The sequence below is a fragment of the Profundibacter sp. genome (assembly GCF_056498605.1).
In genome coordinates this window covers 1-15,165 of record NZ_JBSMEZ010000105.1, presented here as the reverse complement: position 1 = coordinate 15,165, position 15,165 = coordinate 1, and the positions used below count along the sequence as shown (strand labels likewise).

The 15,165-nt window shown below is 52.7% G+C and carries 29 protein-coding genes; all 29 read right to left on the bottom strand.

Annotated elements, in window-relative coordinates; genetic code table 11:
• Positions 1-792 (bottom strand): DNA-directed RNA polymerase subunit alpha (locus ACWB12_RS11050; protein WP_479530139.1); only part of this gene is annotated, 792 nt, incomplete at its 3' end.
• Positions 793-906: 114 nt separating this feature from the next.
• Positions 907-1,296: a 30S ribosomal protein S11 gene (gene rpsK, locus ACWB12_RS11045; RefSeq protein WP_479530138.1), complete on the bottom strand. Its 390-nt coding sequence runs from the start codon at positions 1,294-1,296 to the stop codon at positions 907-909.
• A gap of 13 nt (positions 1,297-1,309) precedes the next feature.
• Positions 1,310-1,678 (bottom strand): 30S ribosomal protein S13, encoded by a 369-nt coding sequence (gene rpsM / locus ACWB12_RS11040; protein WP_479530137.1) that lies wholly within the window; start codon positions 1,676-1,678, stop codon positions 1,310-1,312.
• Between the two features lie 201 nt (positions 1,679-1,879).
• Positions 1,880-2,521: an adenylate kinase gene (locus ACWB12_RS11035; protein ID WP_479530136.1), complete on the bottom strand. Its 642-nt coding sequence runs from the start codon at positions 2,519-2,521 to the stop codon at positions 1,880-1,882.
• Positions 2,518-3,873: a preprotein translocase subunit SecY gene (secY, locus tag ACWB12_RS11030; RefSeq protein ID WP_479530135.1), complete on the bottom strand. Its 1,356-nt coding sequence runs from the start codon at positions 3,871-3,873 to the stop codon at positions 2,518-2,520. The genes ACWB12_RS11035 and secY overlap by 4 nt, the downstream gene beginning before the upstream one ends.
• 106 nt (positions 3,874-3,979) lie before the next feature.
• Entirely contained in the window at positions 3,980-4,465 is a 486-nt protein-coding gene (rplO, locus tag ACWB12_RS11025; RefSeq protein WP_479530134.1) for a 50S ribosomal protein L15, read from the bottom strand.
• Between the two features lie 124 nt (positions 4,466-4,589).
• On the bottom strand, positions 4,590-4,982 hold the full coding sequence (locus ACWB12_RS11020) for a DUF3461 family protein (protein WP_479530133.1): 393 nt from the start codon (positions 4,980-4,982) through the stop codon (positions 4,590-4,592).
• Between the two features lie 107 nt (positions 4,983-5,089).
• A complete protein-coding gene (locus ACWB12_RS11015) occupies positions 5,090-5,737 on the bottom strand; it encodes a DUF4202 domain-containing protein (RefSeq protein WP_479530132.1) in 648 nt (215 codons plus the stop codon).
• A gap of 167 nt (positions 5,738-5,904) precedes the next feature.
• Positions 5,905-6,093 carry a 50S ribosomal protein L30 gene (gene rpmD / locus ACWB12_RS11010; protein WP_479530131.1) on the bottom strand — a complete coding sequence of 63 codons (189 nt, stop codon included), beginning with the start codon at positions 6,091-6,093 and terminating at the stop codon, positions 5,905-5,907.
• 14 nt (positions 6,094-6,107) lie between these two features.
• Positions 6,108-6,677, bottom strand: a complete 570-nt coding sequence (rpsE, locus tag ACWB12_RS11005) for a 30S ribosomal protein S5 (RefSeq protein ID WP_479530130.1) — start codon at positions 6,675-6,677, stop codon at positions 6,108-6,110.
• A gap of 11 nt (positions 6,678-6,688) precedes the next feature.
• Entirely contained in the window at positions 6,689-7,048 is a 360-nt protein-coding gene (gene rplR / locus ACWB12_RS11000; protein WP_479530129.1) for a 50S ribosomal protein L18, read from the bottom strand.
• A gap of 11 nt (positions 7,049-7,059) precedes the next feature.
• Positions 7,060-7,593, bottom strand: a complete 534-nt coding sequence (gene rplF / locus ACWB12_RS10995) for a 50S ribosomal protein L6 (protein ID WP_479530128.1) — start codon at positions 7,591-7,593, stop codon at positions 7,060-7,062.
• Positions 7,594-7,602: 9 nt separating this feature from the next.
• Positions 7,603-7,995, bottom strand: a complete 393-nt coding sequence (gene rpsH / locus ACWB12_RS10990) for a 30S ribosomal protein S8 (RefSeq protein WP_479530127.1) — start codon at positions 7,993-7,995, stop codon at positions 7,603-7,605.
• 13 nt (positions 7,996-8,008) lie between these two features.
• A complete protein-coding gene (gene rpsN / locus ACWB12_RS10985) occupies positions 8,009-8,314 on the bottom strand; it encodes a 30S ribosomal protein S14 (RefSeq protein ID WP_479530126.1) in 306 nt (101 codons plus the stop codon).
• Positions 8,315-8,332: 18 nt separating this feature from the next.
• Positions 8,333-8,893 carry a 50S ribosomal protein L5 gene (gene rplE, locus ACWB12_RS10980; RefSeq protein WP_479530125.1) on the bottom strand — a complete coding sequence of 187 codons (561 nt, stop codon included), beginning with the start codon at positions 8,891-8,893 and terminating at the stop codon, positions 8,333-8,335.
• Positions 8,893-9,198: a 50S ribosomal protein L24 gene (rplX, locus tag ACWB12_RS10975; RefSeq protein ID WP_479530124.1), complete on the bottom strand. Its 306-nt coding sequence runs from the start codon at positions 9,196-9,198 to the stop codon at positions 8,893-8,895. The genes rplE and rplX overlap by 1 nt, the downstream gene beginning before the upstream one ends.
• A 1-nt stretch (position 9,199) precedes the next feature.
• The gene (gene rplN, locus ACWB12_RS10970; RefSeq protein WP_456387026.1) at positions 9,200-9,568 is read right to left on the bottom strand and encodes a 50S ribosomal protein L14; all 369 of its coding nucleotides are present in this window, start codon (positions 9,566-9,568) and stop codon (positions 9,200-9,202) included.
• Between the two features lie 72 nt (positions 9,569-9,640).
• Complete coding sequence (gene rpsQ, locus ACWB12_RS10965; RefSeq protein ID WP_456387024.1) at positions 9,641-9,871, bottom strand: 30S ribosomal protein S17; 231 nt, start codon at positions 9,869-9,871, stop codon at positions 9,641-9,643.
• A gap of 12 nt (positions 9,872-9,883) precedes the next feature.
• A complete protein-coding gene (gene rpmC / locus ACWB12_RS10960) occupies positions 9,884-10,090 on the bottom strand; it encodes a 50S ribosomal protein L29 (protein ID WP_479530123.1) in 207 nt (68 codons plus the stop codon).
• Positions 10,091-10,235: 145 nt separating this feature from the next.
• Positions 10,236-10,649 (bottom strand): 50S ribosomal protein L16, encoded by a 414-nt coding sequence (gene rplP / locus ACWB12_RS10955; protein ID WP_479530122.1) that lies wholly within the window; start codon positions 10,647-10,649, stop codon positions 10,236-10,238.
• A 13-nt stretch (positions 10,650-10,662) separates the two neighbouring features.
• Entirely contained in the window at positions 10,663-11,370 is a 708-nt protein-coding gene (gene rpsC / locus ACWB12_RS10950; RefSeq protein WP_479530121.1) for a 30S ribosomal protein S3, read from the bottom strand.
• Entirely contained in the window at positions 11,370-11,750 is a 381-nt protein-coding gene (rplV, locus tag ACWB12_RS10945) for a 50S ribosomal protein L22 (RefSeq protein WP_479530120.1), read from the bottom strand. Before rplV ends, rpsC begins: the two co-directional genes overlap by 1 nt.
• 4 nt (positions 11,751-11,754) lie before the next feature.
• Positions 11,755-12,033, bottom strand: a complete 279-nt coding sequence (gene rpsS / locus ACWB12_RS10940) for a 30S ribosomal protein S19 (RefSeq protein WP_479530119.1) — start codon at positions 12,031-12,033, stop codon at positions 11,755-11,757.
• Positions 12,034-12,036: 3 nt separating this feature from the next.
• Positions 12,037-12,879 (bottom strand): 50S ribosomal protein L2, encoded by an 843-nt coding sequence (rplB, locus tag ACWB12_RS10935; RefSeq protein WP_479530118.1) that lies wholly within the window; start codon positions 12,877-12,879, stop codon positions 12,037-12,039.
• 100 nt (positions 12,880-12,979) lie between these two features.
• Positions 12,980-13,276: a 50S ribosomal protein L23 gene (locus ACWB12_RS10930; RefSeq protein ID WP_479530117.1), complete on the bottom strand. Its 297-nt coding sequence runs from the start codon at positions 13,274-13,276 to the stop codon at positions 12,980-12,982.
• Complete coding sequence (rplD, locus tag ACWB12_RS10925) at positions 13,273-13,893, bottom strand: 50S ribosomal protein L4 (protein ID WP_479530116.1); 621 nt, start codon at positions 13,891-13,893, stop codon at positions 13,273-13,275. The genes ACWB12_RS10930 and rplD overlap by 4 nt, the downstream gene beginning before the upstream one ends.
• Entirely contained in the window at positions 13,890-14,639 is a 750-nt protein-coding gene (gene rplC, locus ACWB12_RS10920; protein ID WP_479530115.1) for a 50S ribosomal protein L3, read from the bottom strand. Before rplC ends, rplD begins: the two co-directional genes overlap by 4 nt.
• Before the next feature lie 14 nt (positions 14,640-14,653).
• Positions 14,654-14,962 carry a 30S ribosomal protein S10 gene (rpsJ, locus tag ACWB12_RS10915; RefSeq protein ID WP_479530114.1) on the bottom strand — a complete coding sequence of 103 codons (309 nt, stop codon included), beginning with the start codon at positions 14,960-14,962 and terminating at the stop codon, positions 14,654-14,656.
• An 82-nt stretch (positions 14,963-15,044) separates the two neighbouring features.
• Positions 15,045-15,165: EF-Tu C-terminal domain-related protein (locus tag ACWB12_RS10910; RefSeq protein ID WP_457645122.1), on the bottom strand; the 121-nt coding region annotated here is incomplete at its 5' end.

The window sequence follows — 15,165 nt, the reverse complement described above, 5'->3', positions numbered from 1 at the left end:
CGACAATTCCAACTCGTCTACTTTCTTCAGCAGCAGCGGGTTGAATTCCAGACCGTCATCTTCTTCTTGACGGTTGGCCGCTTCCGGTTCGTCAAAGTTCACAAAGATCGACAGCTGATCCTGCAGGATACGCGCAGCAAAAGCCACGGCATCATCCGGTGTGATGGACCCGTCTGTTTCCAGTTTCAGTGTCAGTTTGTCATAGTCCAGAACCTGACCTTCGCGGGTTGGCTGAACGTCATAAGACACCTTGCGAACCGGCGAATAGATCGCATCGATCGGGATCAGGCCAATTGGCGCATCTTCCGGACGGTTCTTATCGGCGGCAACATAACCATTGCCAGTGTTCACAGTCAGTTCCATGAACAAATCAGCGCCATCATCCAGCTGACAGATAACGTGCTCTTTGTTCAGAACCTCGATACCGGCACTTTCGGAAATGTCGCCAGCAGTCACAACCATCGGGCCTTTGGCCGAAATCGACAGGCGTTTAGGGCCGTCAACCTCCATCGACAGCGCAACACCTTTCAGGTTCAGAACGATGTCTGTCACGTCTTCGCGTACACCGGCGATGGTGGTGAATTCGTGCAATACATTATCGATCTGAACGCTTGAGATCGCAGCGCCTTGCAGGCTGGACATCAGCACACGCCGTAGCGCGTTGCCCATGGTCAGACCAAAACCGCGCTCCAGCGGTTCGGCCACTACAGTGGCCTGCGTTGCAGGGTTAGCACCCGGTGTTACAACCAGTTGCGTTGGCTTAATCAGTTCTTGCCAATTTTTGTGGATCATGTGTGTCGCCTCCATTCAAGTTTTCGGATCATGTCCCAGTCCGAAAACGCCCGAGGTAAAAATGACGAACCCGAACTGCCGAATAACCCCGACAGTCCGAGCGTAGAGAGTAAGTTAGACGCGGCGCCGTTTTGGTGGCCGACATCCGTTGTGCGCAATTGGTGTTACATCACGGATCGATGTGATGTTCAGACCGATTGCAGCAAAAGCGCGCAGCGCTGATTCACGACCCGAACCCGGACCCTGAACTTCAACTTCCAGCGTTTTAACGCCATGCTCTTGTGCTTTTTTGCCAGCATCCTCGGCTGCCATCTGCGCCGCATAAGGCGTAGATTTACGCGAGCCCTTAAAGCCCATTGTGCCAGCAGACGACCATGCAATTGCGTTGCCTTGAACGTCCGAAATCAGGATCTTGGTATTGTTGAACGATGAATTAACATGTGCAACACCAGAGGCGATATTCTTGCGGACTTTTTTCTTTGTGCGTGTCTTTTCGCGTGCCATTGATCAAACCCTCCTATTTCTTCTTACCGGCAATAGCCCGTGCAGGGCCTTTGCGAGTACGAGCGTTGGTGTGGGTGCGTTGACCGCGGACAGGCAGGTTACGGCGGTGGCGCAGGCCACGATAGCAGCCAAGGTCCATCAGACGTTTGATGTTCATCTGGATTTCACGGCGCAGGTCACCTTCAACGGTGAAGTTAGCGTCGATATGTTCGCGGATGGCCAGAACCTCGGCATCGGACAGTTCGTTAACACGACGGGTTGCGTCGATTTTAACGGCTTCACAGATGCTTTCGGCTGATGTTTGGCCAATACCAGTGATATAAGTCAGGGCGATCGGGACCCGTTTATGGGTCGGGATATTTACGCCGGCAATACGTGCCACGTGTCACATTCCTTTTTGTTGCGGTTCCGTAATTCCGGAACCTTTTTTCACAACCAAAGCCCGAAGGATTAACCTTGCGGGCCGTCGTTGAATTCCAATTTCATGCTGCACAAACCGTCGCTTGATCAAACATGATGATTCTATCATCGATAGTGTCGTGATTTATGGCGTTTTTAGGGGGTGGTCAAGGGGGCACGCCACTTAGTTTAACGCTTTGGCAATCTCGGTTGCGACTTCCTCGATTTCACCCAGCCCGTTTACCGACCGCAAGTCGCCTTTGGCATAGTAATACCCGATCAACGGCGATGTCTTTTTGTAATATTCCATCAGCCGTGTACGCAGGGATTCCTCATTATCATCGGCGCGACGCTTCATGTCGCTTTGACCACATACATCACACACATCGGCAACTTTGGGCTGCTTGGTTTCGTCGTGATACACCTCGCCGCAATTGCCGCAAGTGAAACGACCGGTGATCCGTTTCACCAGCGCATCATCATCGACGCGCATTTCGATCACAGCGTCCAGCGTTTTGCCGTATTTGGTCATCAGCTCGCCCAAAGCATCGGCCTGTGGCAATGTGCGCGGGAAGCCGTCAAAGATAAAACCACCTGCATTGTCGCCTTGAAGCTTTTCCTCGATCAAACCGATCACGATTTCATCTGTTACCAATTCACCCGCCGCCATCACTTTGGCCACACGCATCCCCATCTCGGTCCCGCTATCTTTGGCTTCGCGCAACATATCCCCAGTAGAGAGCTGGATCATGTTGCGTTCTTCAACCAAACGTCTTGCTTGTGTGCCTTTGCCAGCACCGGGTGGCCCGAGAAGGATAATGTTCATTTTCTGCTAGTCACCTTATTGCGGCGTTTCTTGCCGCGCAGTTGCGACTTCTCGATCAGACCCTCGTATTGTTGGGCCAGCATATGTGATTGCACTTGCTGGATTGTATCCATCGTAACCGAAACCACAATCAGAACGGACGTGCCGCCAAAATAGAATGGGATCGCGAACTGGCTGCGCAGGATTTCCGGCAGTAACGCAACAGCCGCCAGATAAGCCGAGCCAAGCACCAACAGGCGCGTCACAACGTAATCCAGATATTCAGCGGTCTTTTTACCGGGGCGAATGCCGGGCACGAAACCGTTCTGGTTTTTCAGATTGTCCGCCACATCATCGGTTTTGAACGCCACGTTGTAGGTGTAGAAAAACGTAAAGAACACGATCATCGCGGTGAAGAACAACAGATACAGCGGTTGCCCTGGGCCAAAGTAGGCCAGAATGGTCGACATCACAGGTCCGGTTTGCTGCCCCGAAAAAGTGGCAATCGTTGTTGGCAACAGCAACAAGGAGGAGGCGAAAATCGCGGGAATCACACCAGCGGGGTTCACCTTGATCGGCAGGTGCGAATTGCTGCCGTCATAGACTTTCATCCCGACCTGACGGCGCGGATATTGAATATGGACCTTGCGCAAGGCACGTTCCATGAACACCACAAAGGCAATCACTGCAATAACCATCACAATCACCGCGACAATCACAGCAGGGCTGATGCTGCCCGAACGGCCTTGGGCCAAAAACTGTGCGATGGCTGCCGGAATTTCAGCAACAATACCGACAAAGATGATCAGCGAGATGCCGTTACCAATGCCGCGAGCGGTGATTTGCTCACCCAGCCACATCAGGAACATGGTGCCGCCGACCAGTGTAATCACTGTGGCCGCTTCAAAATACAGCCCAGGTGTGTGGGCGAGCCCGCCAGCCTCGAGCGATTTGGCCAGACCGAATGCTTGGAACGTCGCCAGCAATACAGTGCCGTAACGGGTATATTGGTTGATCTTCTTGCGGCCCTGCTCGCCTTCTTTTTTCAATTGCTCCAGCGGTGGCCACATGGCCGTCAGCAGCTGGATGATGATTGATGCAGAAATGTAGGGCATAATCCCGAGGGCAAAAATACCCATCCGGCCAAGCGCGCCACCGGTGAACATTTGCAGCATACCACCAAGGCCGCCGGAAACATCGGCCATAAAGTTCCTCAGGGCAGCGCCATCAATCCCGGGAACCGGAATAAACGTGCCAAGGCGGTAAACCATCAACAAGCCAATAGTGAAAATGATGCGCGAGCGGAGTTCGCCGGATTTGGCAAAAGCGCCCCAGCTCATGTTGGCTGCCATTTGTTCTGCTGCGGATGCCATATAGGGCCTCGTTATTAAATGATAACGCCGCCTAACCGGTCTTCCGGTTGGCGGCGTTAGGAAAACTTAAATCTATGTAAGCGCCCACAAGGTCGCCTTCAAGGGATTATTCAGCTTCAGCCGCCGCCTTTGGCGCTGTTGTGACCTTAAGTGAACCACCGGCCTTCTCGACAGCTTCAATCGCGGCCTTGGATGCGCCGGTTACTTCCAGCTTCACTTTGGATGTGATCTCGCCTTTGGCAAGGAGACGCACACCGTCCAAGATGCGGCGCACAACGCCAGCTTCCAGCAATACTTCTTCGGTGATCGCTTTCTTGGCGTCCAGTTTTTTGGCGTCGATGAATTTTTGCAGTATTTGCAAGTTCACCACGGCAAAGCTTTTGCGGTTACGGCTGTTGAAACCGCGCTTTGGCAGACGTTGGTAGAGGGGCATCTGGCCGCCTTCATACCCATTAATCGCCACACCCGAACGGGATTTTTGACCCTTGATACCACGACCACCGGTTTTACCAGTGCCCGAACCTGGGCCACGACCAATACGTTTGCGGGGTTTCGTTGCGCCATCATTATCGCGCAGTTCATGCAGTTTCATTTCGCTCTCTCCTTGCCGGATATGGTCGCGAGCGTAAGGACCAACCACGGCTTCAATGTTTCATACGGTGGCAATAGACTCACCACTGGGCGCGTATAGACGGATGCAGGGCGTGGGGCAAGCATCAATCCAGTGCGTCAATCATTTCGGCCAAGTGTCCGATGCGTTCATTGATGTCAGCGTTAAGTTCTTCCAGTTCAAGCTTAAGGCTCTTCTTGGTGGCGCTCATACGCTTGTCATCGGCCAATAGGGAATCCAGCTCGGCAATAGCCCGCCCCAGTATCGGCGAAATATCAAAGCGGATAGCCTCGGCACCGCGCAGCTCGGATCCTGGCATCGGCTTGCTGACGCGTTTGAACTCATAACGCCGCCGTTTGGGCAAAAATGAATTTTTCGGGCGCCGGTAATTGATCTTCAAAACGTCCATATCTTCGGCGACATGCACGGTAGTATACCCAATGATTTGCTCGGGGTTAAGCACACCCATTTCGGCCAGATTCGGAGTTTCGGTTTTCATATGGCTATCCCTTGTTGGTAATTACGTTTTTTTGTTTCCCGCGAGACTAACCCGTTCTCGCATTGAAACAACCGGTAATCATGTTTTATATTTTTTGGTGTGTAAATCTATTCGGCTTCACGCGCCGCCATTGCCGCCAGCGTGTCCTTTTCGCGTTCAACCGCTGCCAGCACGATACGGGCCGTTTCTGGCGGCAGGTCCAGCGCCAGTGCGGCGGCATGGCCGTGACTGGACATCTTGCGCAGTGTTTTACCAACGATATCGATCAGTTTGTCGTCGTCATAGTCGGAAAACTTGGTAACGAAATCGTCCCAGTAATACTCCAGAAACACCACATCGACGACATTTTCCAGCGCTTGCGAGTCCGTGTCCCGTTTTAGCCGCTCTTTGCGAAGGAAAGTACCAACTAGCGCGATGTCATCGGCGCTGTAGCCGTTGTCAGTCATGATGCCACCAACCAATTCGGCGTGTAGCTGGCGCATTCCCAGACGCCATTTTTGATAGCCTTCCTTGTTTCTGGGAACGGTGTCACGCGGGATTTGCCAGCGGCGGATATGCTGAGCCCGTGCCGCAATGCGCAGCAGTTCCGACGCATCGGGGTACATCCGGTGCATGGTTTCGGTCATCCGGTCGGCGTAGACGGTTTCAAACGGGTGGTCGGTGCCGCCCACGGTGATCTGTCGCGGGTCTTCGGCGTTCACGGCGTCAATTGCTTTGATCACGGCGTTGAATTGCTCGGTTGGGGTGAAAGGCATTTTGGTCTCTCCTGATTCTGCGCAAGGAGCACTATAGAGGATGCACGGCCATGAGGAAGAGTATCCTAGCCAAAAAAAACACCTCGGGGAAACCCGAGGTGTTTTTTTTGGCTGCCGCAGCCGAAATCTTTGGAAGATTTCGAACCGTTTTCTTTCAAAGAAAACGCTTACCCGCGTTCCTCGATGATTTTCACCAGATGCGGGATCTTGTCGACCATACCGCGAACGGCAGGTGTGTCTTCAAGCTCGCGCTCTTTGTGCATCTTGTTCAGACCCAAACCCACCAGTGTCTGGCGCTGTTTGGCCGGACGGCGGATTGGCGAGCCGATTTGTTTTACAACAATAGTTTTAGCCATCTAACCAGCCCTCCCTATGCTTCTGCCGGTGCGTCAGCAGCCGGTTTATCAGCAGGTTTGCCCAGAATGTCGGCAACCTTTTTACCACGACGCTGTGCAACATTGCGCGGGCTGGATTCTTTTTTCAGACCGTCCATTGTTGCGCGGATCATGTTGTAAGGGTTTTGTGAGCCAAGAGATTTGGCCACAACATCCTTAACACCGAGCATTTCGAACACAGCACGCATCGGACCACCGGCAATAATACCAGTCCCTTCAGGTGCAGAGCGCATAACCACTTTGCCAGCACCGTGACGACCGTTGATGTCGTGGTGCAGCGTGCGGCCTTCGCGCAGCGGCACACGGATCAACTGACGCTTGGCCTGCTCCGTTGCTTTGCGGATCGCTTCGGGAACTTCTTTGGCTTTACCTTTGCCAAACCCGACGCGGCCCTTTTGATCACCAACAACCACAAGGGCTGCGAAACCAAAGCGCTTACCACCCTTAACGGTTTTGGAAACGCGGTTGATCGCAACAAGACGATCGGCGAATTCTGGGTTTTCATCACGATCGCGACGACCACCCCGATTATTATCTCTAGCCATAAACTCGTCTCCTAAAACTTGAGGCCGCCTTCACGGGCAGCGTCGGCCAAGGCCTTGACTTTACCGTGAAAGAGGAAGCCGCCGCGATCGAAATAACATTCCGACACTTTGGCTTTCTTTGCGCGTTCTGCAATCGCAGCGCCAACTTTGGCGGCCGCTTCGACGTTGTTTTTGCCAACCACGCCCAAGGCTTTTTCCATAGTGGAAGCCGAGGCCAGTGTGACGCCGTTTACATCGTCGATCAGCTGAACGCTGATGTTTTTGTTGCTGCGGTGAACGGAAAGGCGCGGACGCCCGTTCGCTGATCTGCGCAACCTGTTCCGAACGCGCAGGCGGCGTTTCTGAAACAGAACTCTTTTACTGTTTGCCATACCCTTGGTCCTTACTTCTTCTTACCTTCTTTGCGGAAGATATATTCATCTTTATACTTGATGCCCTTGCCCTTATAGGGCTCCGGTTTACGCCAAGCGCGAATTTCCGCAGCAATCTGACCAACACGCTGGCTATCAATACCCTCAATGATGATTTGAGTTTGCTTTGGAACAGTGACCGTCACATCGGACGGCACCTCAAAGTTAACGTCGTGTGACAGACCAAGCGTCAGCTTCAGGATATTGCCCTGCAGCGATGCCCGATAACCGATGCCGTTCAGTTCCAGCTCTTTCTTGAAGCCTTCTGTCACGCCAGTCACCAGATTTGCGACCATCGTGCGGCTCATGCCCCACTGTTGGCGCGCACGTTTGGATGACCCGCGTGGCTTAACCGAAACAACCTCGCCATCGATGGTGAGTGTCACATCGTCCGTTGCTGTAAAGCTAAGCGTGCCTTTGGGCCCCTTAACTTCGATAGTCTGACCTGACAGGGATGCGCTAACACCGCTTGGCAGATCGACCAGTTTTTTACCAATTCTCGACATATCGTTCCCCTAGAATACGGTGCAGAGCACTTCGCCGCCAATATTGGCATTGCGTGCAGCAGCATCCGACATCACGCCCTTGGACGTGGAGACAATCGAGACACCAAGGCCCTGACGGACTGTTGGGATCTCTTTGACGCCCATGTAAACGCGACGGCCGGGGGTCGAAACCCGCTTCAGTTCACGAATGACAGGGGTGCCATCGAAATATTTAAGGCTGATTTCAATCGCCGGATGGCCATCGGCCCCGGTGGTTGGTTCATAGCCACGAATGTAGCCTTCATCAGCCAGCACATCCAACACCCGAGCGCGAAGCTTGGAGGCAGGTGTGATGACGGTGGACTTACCGCGCATCTGGGAATTCCGGATACGGGTGAGCATGTCGCCGATAGGATCGTTCATATCATTCTCTCCCTTACCAGCTAGATTTAACCAAGCCGGGGATTTGGCCGTTCGAGCCAAGTTCCCGCAGCGCGATCCGCGATACTTTGAACTTACGATAGTAAGCATGAGGACGACCCGTCAGCTGACAACGGTTATGAAGCCGTGTTGCCGATGAATCGCGCGGTAGTTTTGCCAGTTTCAAAGTCGCCTTAAAGCGCTCTTCCATTGGTTTGCTTTCGTCTCTTACGATCTCTTTCAGCGCGGCCCGTTTAGCGGCATATTTTGCCACCAACTTTTGGCGCTTCAGTTCACGTTCAACCATTGCTTTTTTAGCCATGTTCTAACTCCTACGCGCTCAGCTTACGAAAGGCATGTTGAGTGCTTTCAACAATGCCTCCCCTTCCGCATCAGTCTTTGCGGTGGTCGCGATTACGATGTCCATTCCCCAGATTTCGTCGACTTTATCATAGTCAACTTCGGGGAAAACGATGTGCTCTTTCAGACCCATTGCATAGTTGCCACGGCCGTCAAAGGATTTCGCGGAAATACCACGGAAATCCCGGACGCGGGGCATTGCAACAGTGATCAGGCGGTCCAGAAATTCATACATCTGGTTGCCACGCAGCGTAACTTTGACACCCAGCGGCATATCTTCACGAACCCGAAAGCTTGCGACAGATTTTTTCGCCTTGGTGATCACGACCTTCTGGCCGGCAATCGCCGTCAATTCAGCCTCGGCTGATTTGATTTTCTTGGTGTCTTTTACAGTTTCGCCGATGCCCATGTTCAGCACGATTTTATCGAGTCGCGGGATCATCATATCGTTTTTGTAAGAAAACTGTTCTTTCAACGCGGCACGAACGGTGTCTTTATACAGCACCTTCATGCGCGGGGTGTATTTTGCAGTATCCAGCATTATACAGTCTCCCCTGTTGTTTTGGCGAAACGAACCTTTTTGCCGTCTTCCGTACGGAAGCCAACGCGGGTTGCTTTGCCTTTGCTATCGATCAGCGCCAGATTGGACAGTTGGATCGGCATTGCTTGCGGAACGCGGCCCCCCTGTGCATTCTGGGATTGCTTAACGTGACGGATGGAAACATTCACACCGTCAACGATGGCTTTACCGGTTGACGGAGCAACGGACGAAATCTCGCCCTCTTTGCCTTTGTCCTTACCGGTCAGCACGACGACCTTGTCGCCCTTTTTCAATTTAGCAGCCATGTTACAGCACCTCCGGAGCAAGCGAGATGATCTTCATGAAGTTCTTCGCGCGTAACTCACGAACAACTGGCCCAAAGATACGGGTGCCCAGTGGCTCGTTTGCGTTGTTGAGGATAACCGCCGCATTGGTGTCAAAGCGGATGGCAGTGCCGTCTTCGCGACGGACTTCTTTGGCGGTGCGCACAACGACGGCCTTACGGACGTCGCCTTTTTTCACGCGACCACGCGGGATGGCTTCCTTTACCGAAACGACAATCACGTCGCCAACGGATGCGTATCTACGCTTGGAACCACCCAGAACCTTGATGCACTGAACACGGCGAGCGCCGCTGTTGTCAGCCACATCTAGATTGGTCTGCATCTGGATCATTTGATGTCTCCCGACCTTTGGGGGGCGTTATTGCCTGATCCCCAGGGTTTCGATTAACTGAAAACTGTTAGCTTACTCGGCCAACACTTCCCAGCGTTTCGTCTTTGAAATTGGCTTACATTCCTGAATGCGGACTTTGTCACCAACATTAAAAGCATTCTTTTCATCGTGGGCCCGATATTTTTTGGACTTACGAATGGTTTTCTTCAAAACAGGGTGCGTAAAGCGACGTTCAACAGAAACCGTTACGGTTTGCTCGTTTTGGTTGCTGGTTACGGTGCCAGTAAGGATACGTTTGGGCATATTACTAGGCTCCTATTCTTCGGACGCTGCGGCGGCAGCTTTTTCATTGAGAATTGTTTTAACACGGGCCGCATCACGGCGTGCGCTGCGCATACGTGCAGTGGCTTCCACTTGGCCAGTGGCCTGTTGGAAACGCAGGTTAAACGATTCTTTTTTCAGGCTTGCCAGCTCTTCTTGCAGCTGGTCAGGCGTTTTATCGCGTAGTTCATTGGCGTTCATCGCCCATATCCTTTCAACATCACCAGAAGGCCCCCAAATGGGTCACCCTGATTCTAGTGGAGATCATAGTGAAAGGGCTGCTTTATCCCTCATTTTGAGATATAGCAACCCTTGTATGCAGGGCGGGGGTTAACCCGTCATCGCTTTACCAATCTTCACGAACGATCGTGCGGGTTTTCACCGGCAGTTTCATTGCCGCCAAACGCAACGCTTCACGCGCCACAGCATCGGTCACGCCGTCAATCTCGAACAATACGCGGCCAGGTTTAACCTTGGCGGCCCAGAAATCGACAGAACCTTTACCTTTACCCATCCGAACCTCGGTTGGCTTAGAGGTGACAGGGGTGTCTGGGAAAATACGGATCCAGACACGGCCTTGACGTTTCATGTGACGGGTCATCGCACGACGTGCAGCCTCGATCTGACGGGCTGTGATGCGCTCTGGTTCAATGGTTTTCAGACCATATGTGCCAAAGTTCAGGGTGGAGCCGCCTTTTGCTTCGCCGCGAATACGGCCTTTGTGCATTTTGCGGAATTTAGAACGCTTTGGTTGTAGCATATCTCATACCTCCTTAGCGACGGCCGCCAGCACCACGTGGTGCAGGGCCTTGCTGGAGTTGCTCTAGCTTACGGTCACGCGCTTGTGGATCGTGTTCCATGATCTCGCCTTTGAAGATCCAGACTTTAATCCCGATGATGCCATAGGCAGTCATCGCTTCTGCGTGTGCGTAATCGATGTCGGCGCGCAATGTGTGCAGCGGCACACGACCTTCGCGATACCATTCTGTACGCGCGATCTCGGCACCGCCAAGACGACCCGCGACATTCACACGAATGCCAAGGGCACCCATACGCATGGTAGTTTGAACTGTACGCTTCATGGCGCGACGGAAGGAAACACGACGTTCCAGCTGTTGCGCAATGTTTTCAGCAACCAGTGCTGCGTCCATTTCAGGTTTGCGAACTTCGACGATGTTCAGGTGTAATTCGCTGTCGGTCATCGCGGCCAGTTTTTTACGCAGGGTTTCGATGTCTGCGCCTTTCTTGCCGATGATAACGCCAGGACGTGCTGTGTGAACAGTGACGCGGCATTTCTTGTGCGGGCGCTCGATGATGACACGGCTGATACCAGCCTGTTTGCAATCCTCGTTAATGAACGCGCGCATTTTGATGTCTTCCAGCAGAAGGTTACCGAAATCCTTGGTTTCCGCATACCAGCGGCTGTCCCAAGTACGGTTGATCTGCAGGCGCATGCCAATTGGATTAATCTTCTGACCCATTATGCTTGCTCCTCAACTTGACGAACCAAAATAGTCAGCTCGGAAAATGGTTTGATAATTTTGCCGAACCGGCCACGGGCACGTGGACGGCCACGCTTCATGGTCAGGTTTTTACCAACCCATGCCTCGGCTACGATCAACTCGTCAACATCCAGATTATGGTTGTTTTCAGCGTTCGCAATTGCAGACTGAAGGCATTTCTTCACGTCAGCAGCGATCCGTTTCTTGGAAAATGTCAGGTCCGACAGGGCCTTGTCCACTTTCTTGCCGCGGATCATTTGTGCGACCAGATTCAATTTTTGCTGCGAGGTGCGGAGCATACGGACTTTGGCCATTGCTTCGTTGTCAGCCACGCGGCGTGCATTTTTTTGCTTACTCATGGCCCTAATTCCGCTTCGCTTTTTTATCGGCGGCATGACCATGGTATGTCCGAGTTGGCGCATATTCACCAAACTTCTGACCGATCATATCTTCCGATACGTTGACGGGGATGTGTTTACGGCCGTTGTAAACGCCAAACGTCAGACCCACAAATTGGGGTAGGATCGTCGAGCGACGCGACCAGATTTTGATAACTTCATTGCGACCGGATTCACGCGATGCTTCGGCTTTCTTAAGCACATAAGAATCGACAAACGGGCCTTTCCATACAGAACGCGACATACTCTAACGCCCCTTCTTCTTAGCGTGACGCGACCGGATAATCAGGCGGCTCGACGCTTTTTTCTTATTACGGGTGCGGGCACCTTTTGTCGGTTTGCCCCAAGGCGAAACCGGGTGACGACCACCGGACGTACGACCCTCACCACCACCATGCGGGTGATCGACGGGGTTCATAACAACACCACGAACGGATGGGCGGATGCCCTTGTGGCGGTTACGGCCAGCTTTACCAAGGTTCTGGTTCGAGTTGTCAGGGTTGGATACGGCACCAACGGTACACATGCATTCCTGACGCACCATCCGCAATTCGCCCGAAGACAGACGAATTTGCGCATAACCACCATCACGGCCAACAAACTGGGCATATGTGCCGGCAGCACGGGCGATTTGACCGCCTTTGCCTGGCTTTAGCTCGATGTTGTGGATGATTGTTCCGATTGGCAGGCCCGAAAACGGCATCGCGTTGCCAGGTTTCACGTCAGCCTTGGCTGATGCGATCACCTTGTCACCAACAGCAAGGCGCTGTGGTGCGATGATGTAGTTCTGCTCGCCATCTTCATATTTGATCAGCGCGATGAATGCGGTACGGTTCGGGTCATATTCGATCCGTTCAACCGTGGCCGAAACATCAAATTTCGTGCGTTTGAAATCAACAATCCGGTACAGACGCTTTGCGCCCCCACCTTTGCGACGCATAGTGATCCGTCCGGTATTGTTCCGGCCGCCATGTTTGCTCAACCCCTCAGTCAGGGATTTAACAGGACGTCCTTTCCAAAGCTCCGAACGGTCGATCAGAACCAACCCGCGTTGGCCTGGCGTCGTCGGTTTATACGACTTTAATGCCATGCTTTCTGTCTTCCGTTAGCTTTGAGGCATATGCCTCGGTTAAAATAACCTCAGCCCCGACAATATTGCGGGGCTGAAGTAGTAGATTCGATGCTTACTATCAGAGGCCTGTTGAGACGTCGATAGTGTTTCCCTCTTCGAGAGTCACATAAGCTTTTTTGACGTCTTTGCGTTTGCCCAGTTGCCCACGGAACCGCTTGGCTTTGCCTTTGGTGATGGACGTGTTCACGGCCTTCACTTTGACACCAAACAAGGCTTCAACAGCCTCCTTGATTTGCGGTTTGTTGGCTTCAATCGCCACTTCGAAAACAACAGCGTTATTTTCAGACGCCATAGTCGCTTTTTCGGTGATGATCGGCTTGCGGATCACGTCGTAATGTTCTGGTTTCGCGCTCATTTAAGTCGAGCCTCCAGTGCTTCGACACCTGCTTTGGTCAACACCAGCGTGTCACGTTTCAGGATGTCATAAACATTTGCGCCCTGTGAAGGCAGGATATCCAGACCTTCAATGTTACGTGCTGCCTTGGCGAAGTTTTTATTCACTTGGGCACCATCGATAACCAGAACGCGTTTCCAACCCAGTTCCTTGATCGTTTTGGCCAGAGTAGAAGTTTTTGCATCCTTCATATCTGCCGTGTCGATCACAACCAATTCACCAGCAGTTGCCTTTGCAGACAACGCGTGGCGCAGGCCAAGTTTACGGAATTTCTTCGTCAACTCGTGGCCGTGGCTCCGTGGTGTTGGGCCTTTGTAAACGCCACCACCGCGGAAGATCGGTGCCGAGCGAGCACCGTGGCGTGCGCCACCTGTGCCTTTTTGGCGATAGATCTTCTTGGTGGAATAGCTCACTTCCGAGCGGGTTTTCACCTTGTGAGTGCCAGCCTGCGCATTGTTACGCTGCCAACGCACCACACGGTGCAAAATGTCGGCACGTGGTTCCAGACCGAAGATGTCATCAGACAGATCAACAGTGCCGGCCTTCTTGGCGTCAAGTTTGATTACATCGGTTTTCATTCTTCAACACCCCCTTCAGCTGGTGCCTCTGCTGGCGCTTCTTCAACCTGTGGTGCTTCAGCGGCTTTAGCGGCCGACTTCAGCGCAGCAGGAAAAGGAACACCGTCAGGCAGTTTCTTTTTCACAGCGTCTTTGATTGTGACCCAGCCACCTTTGGAACCTGGAACAGCGCCTTTAACCATGATCAAGCCACGGTCGGCATCTGTGCGCACAACTTCAAGATTTTGCGTGGTGATACGGGCAGCACCCATATGACCGGCCATTTTCTTGCCTTTGAACACCTTGCCAGGGTCCTGACATTGACCGGTAGAGCCATGCGAACGGTGGCTGATCGACACACCGTGGGTAGCCCGCAGGCCGCCAAAGTTGTGACGCTTCATAGCACCGGCAAAACCTTTACCGATCGATGTGCCGGACACATCGACTTTTTGACCTTCAAGGTAATGATCAGCCGAGATTTCCTCGCCCACACCGATAAGGTTATCGGCAGAAACGCGAAATTCAGCGATCTTACGCTTGGGCGCGACTTTGGCTGTAGCAAAGTGACCGCGCATCGCTTGCGATGTGCGTTTTGCTTTGGCAGTGCCGGCACCCAGTTGAACAGCTGTATAGCCGTCTTTTTCAACTGTGCGGTTTGAAACAACCTGTAGGTTGTCGAGAAGAAGAACAGTCACAGGAATCTGCTTTCCGTCCTCCATGAAAAGACGGGTCATGCCCATCTTTTTTGCAATTACACCAGAGCGCATCTGTTTTGCCCTCCTTAAACTTTAATCTCGACGTCAACACCGGCCGCAAGATCGAGCTTCATAAGCGCATCTACGGTTTGGGGTGTCGGGTCGACGATATCCAGCAGGCGTTTATGCGTGCGTATTTCGAACTGTTCACGAGCTTTTTTGTTTACGTGTGGGCTACGTAGAACGGTGAATTTTTCAATCTTGTTCGGCATCGGAATCGGGCCGCGCACTGTGGCGCCTGTCCGTTTAGCGGTATTGACGATCTCTTGGGTGCTGGCATCCAGTACCCGATAGTCAAACGCTTTCAACCGAATGCGAATGGTTTGGCTTTTCATCTATCTAGCCTTTCGCGGCGTTAGAGTTGATAGGAGGACCACCGGCTCATCCGGTGGCCCTCATCGAACCCGTAAGTTCATTTTATTCGATAATTTTAGACACCACACCGGCACCCACAGTACGGCCGCCTTCGCGGATCGCAAAGCGCAGGCCGTCTTCCATGGCGATCGGCGCGATCAGCTCAACTTCGAACTTCAGATTG

What these genes read in the sequence shown, in the direction of transcription:
- ACWB12_RS11015 (WP_479530132.1), bottom strand. Translation starts at nt 5,737, where the DNA reads ATGCCTTTCACCCCAACCGAGCAATTCAACGCCGTGATCAAAGCAATT.
- ACWB12_RS10930 (WP_479530117.1), bottom strand. Translation starts at nt 13,276, where the DNA reads ATGAGCGCGAAACCAGAACATTACGACGTGATCCGCAAGCCGATCATC.
- rplV (WP_479530120.1), bottom strand. Translation starts at nt 11,750, where the DNA reads ATGAGTAAGCAAAAAAATGCACGCCGCGTGGCTGACAACGAAGCAATG.
- rplD (WP_479530116.1), bottom strand. Translation starts at nt 13,893, where the DNA reads ATGAAAACCGATGTAATCAAACTTGACGCCAAGAAGGCCGGCACTGTT.
- ACWB12_RS11020 (WP_479530133.1), bottom strand. Translation starts at nt 4,982, where the DNA reads ATGAAAACCGAAACTCCGAATCTGGCCGAAATGGGTGTGCTTAACCCC.
- rplX (WP_479530124.1), bottom strand. Translation starts at nt 9,198, where the DNA reads ATGGCTGCTAAATTGAAAAAGGGCGACAAGGTCGTCGTGCTGACCGGT.
- rpsH (WP_479530127.1), bottom strand. Translation starts at nt 7,995, where the DNA reads ATGAACGATCCTATCGGCGACATGCTCACCCGTATCCGGAATTCCCAG.
- rplO (WP_479530134.1), bottom strand. Translation starts at nt 4,465, where the DNA reads ATGAAACTGCATGAACTGCGCGATAATGATGGCGCAACGAAACCCCGC.
- rpsN (WP_479530126.1), bottom strand. Translation starts at nt 8,314, where the DNA reads ATGGCTAAAAAAGCAATGGTTGAACGTGAACTGAAGCGCCAAAAGTTG.
- rplP (WP_479530122.1), bottom strand. Translation starts at nt 10,649, where the DNA reads ATGCTACAACCAAAGCGTTCTAAATTCCGCAAAATGCACAAAGGCCGT.
- rplN (WP_456387026.1), bottom strand. Translation starts at nt 9,568, where the DNA reads ATGATCCAGATGCAGACCAATCTAGATGTGGCTGACAACAGCGGCGCT.
- rpsQ (WP_456387024.1), bottom strand. Translation starts at nt 9,871, where the DNA reads ATGCCCAAACGTATCCTTACTGGCACCGTAACCAGCAACCAAAACGAG.
- rplB (WP_479530118.1), bottom strand. Translation starts at nt 12,879, where the DNA reads ATGGCATTAAAGTCGTATAAACCGACGACGCCAGGCCAACGCGGGTTG.
- rpsE (WP_479530130.1), bottom strand. Translation starts at nt 6,677, where the DNA reads ATGGCTAGAGATAATAATCGGGGTGGTCGTCGCGATCGTGATGAAAAC.
- rpsJ (WP_479530114.1), bottom strand. Translation starts at nt 14,962, where the DNA reads ATGAAAAGCCAAACCATTCGCATTCGGTTGAAAGCGTTTGACTATCGG.
- rplC (WP_479530115.1), bottom strand. Translation starts at nt 14,639, where the DNA reads ATGCGCTCTGGTGTAATTGCAAAAAAGATGGGCATGACCCGTCTTTTC.
- secY (WP_479530135.1), bottom strand. Translation starts at nt 3,873, where the DNA reads ATGGCATCCGCAGCAGAACAAATGGCAGCCAACATGAGCTGGGGCGCT.
- rpsS (WP_479530119.1), bottom strand. Translation starts at nt 12,033, where the DNA reads ATGTCGCGTTCTGTATGGAAAGGCCCGTTTGTCGATTCTTATGTGCTT.
- rpsK (WP_479530138.1), bottom strand. Translation starts at nt 1,296, where the DNA reads ATGGCACGCGAAAAGACACGCACAAAGAAAAAAGTCCGCAAGAATATC.
- rplF (WP_479530128.1), bottom strand. Translation starts at nt 7,593, where the DNA reads ATGTCGAGAATTGGTAAAAAACTGGTCGATCTGCCAAGCGGTGTTAGC.
- rplR (WP_479530129.1), bottom strand. Translation starts at nt 7,048, where the DNA reads ATGGCAAACAGTAAAAGAGTTCTGTTTCAGAAACGCCGCCTGCGCGTT.
- rplE (WP_479530125.1), bottom strand. Translation starts at nt 8,893, where the DNA reads ATGCTGGATACTGCAAAATACACCCCGCGCATGAAGGTGCTGTATAAA.
- rpsC (WP_479530121.1), bottom strand. Translation starts at nt 11,370, where the DNA reads ATGGGTCAGAAGATTAATCCAATTGGCATGCGCCTGCAGATCAACCGT.
- ACWB12_RS11035 (WP_479530136.1), bottom strand. Translation starts at nt 2,521, where the DNA reads ATGAACATTATCCTTCTCGGGCCACCCGGTGCTGGCAAAGGCACACAA.
- rpmC (WP_479530123.1), bottom strand. Translation starts at nt 10,090, where the DNA reads ATGAACGCCAATGAACTACGCGATAAAACGCCTGACCAGCTGCAAGAA.
- rpmD (WP_479530131.1), bottom strand. Translation starts at nt 6,093, where the DNA reads ATGGCTAAAACTATTGTTGTAAAACAAATCGGCTCGCCAATCCGCCGT.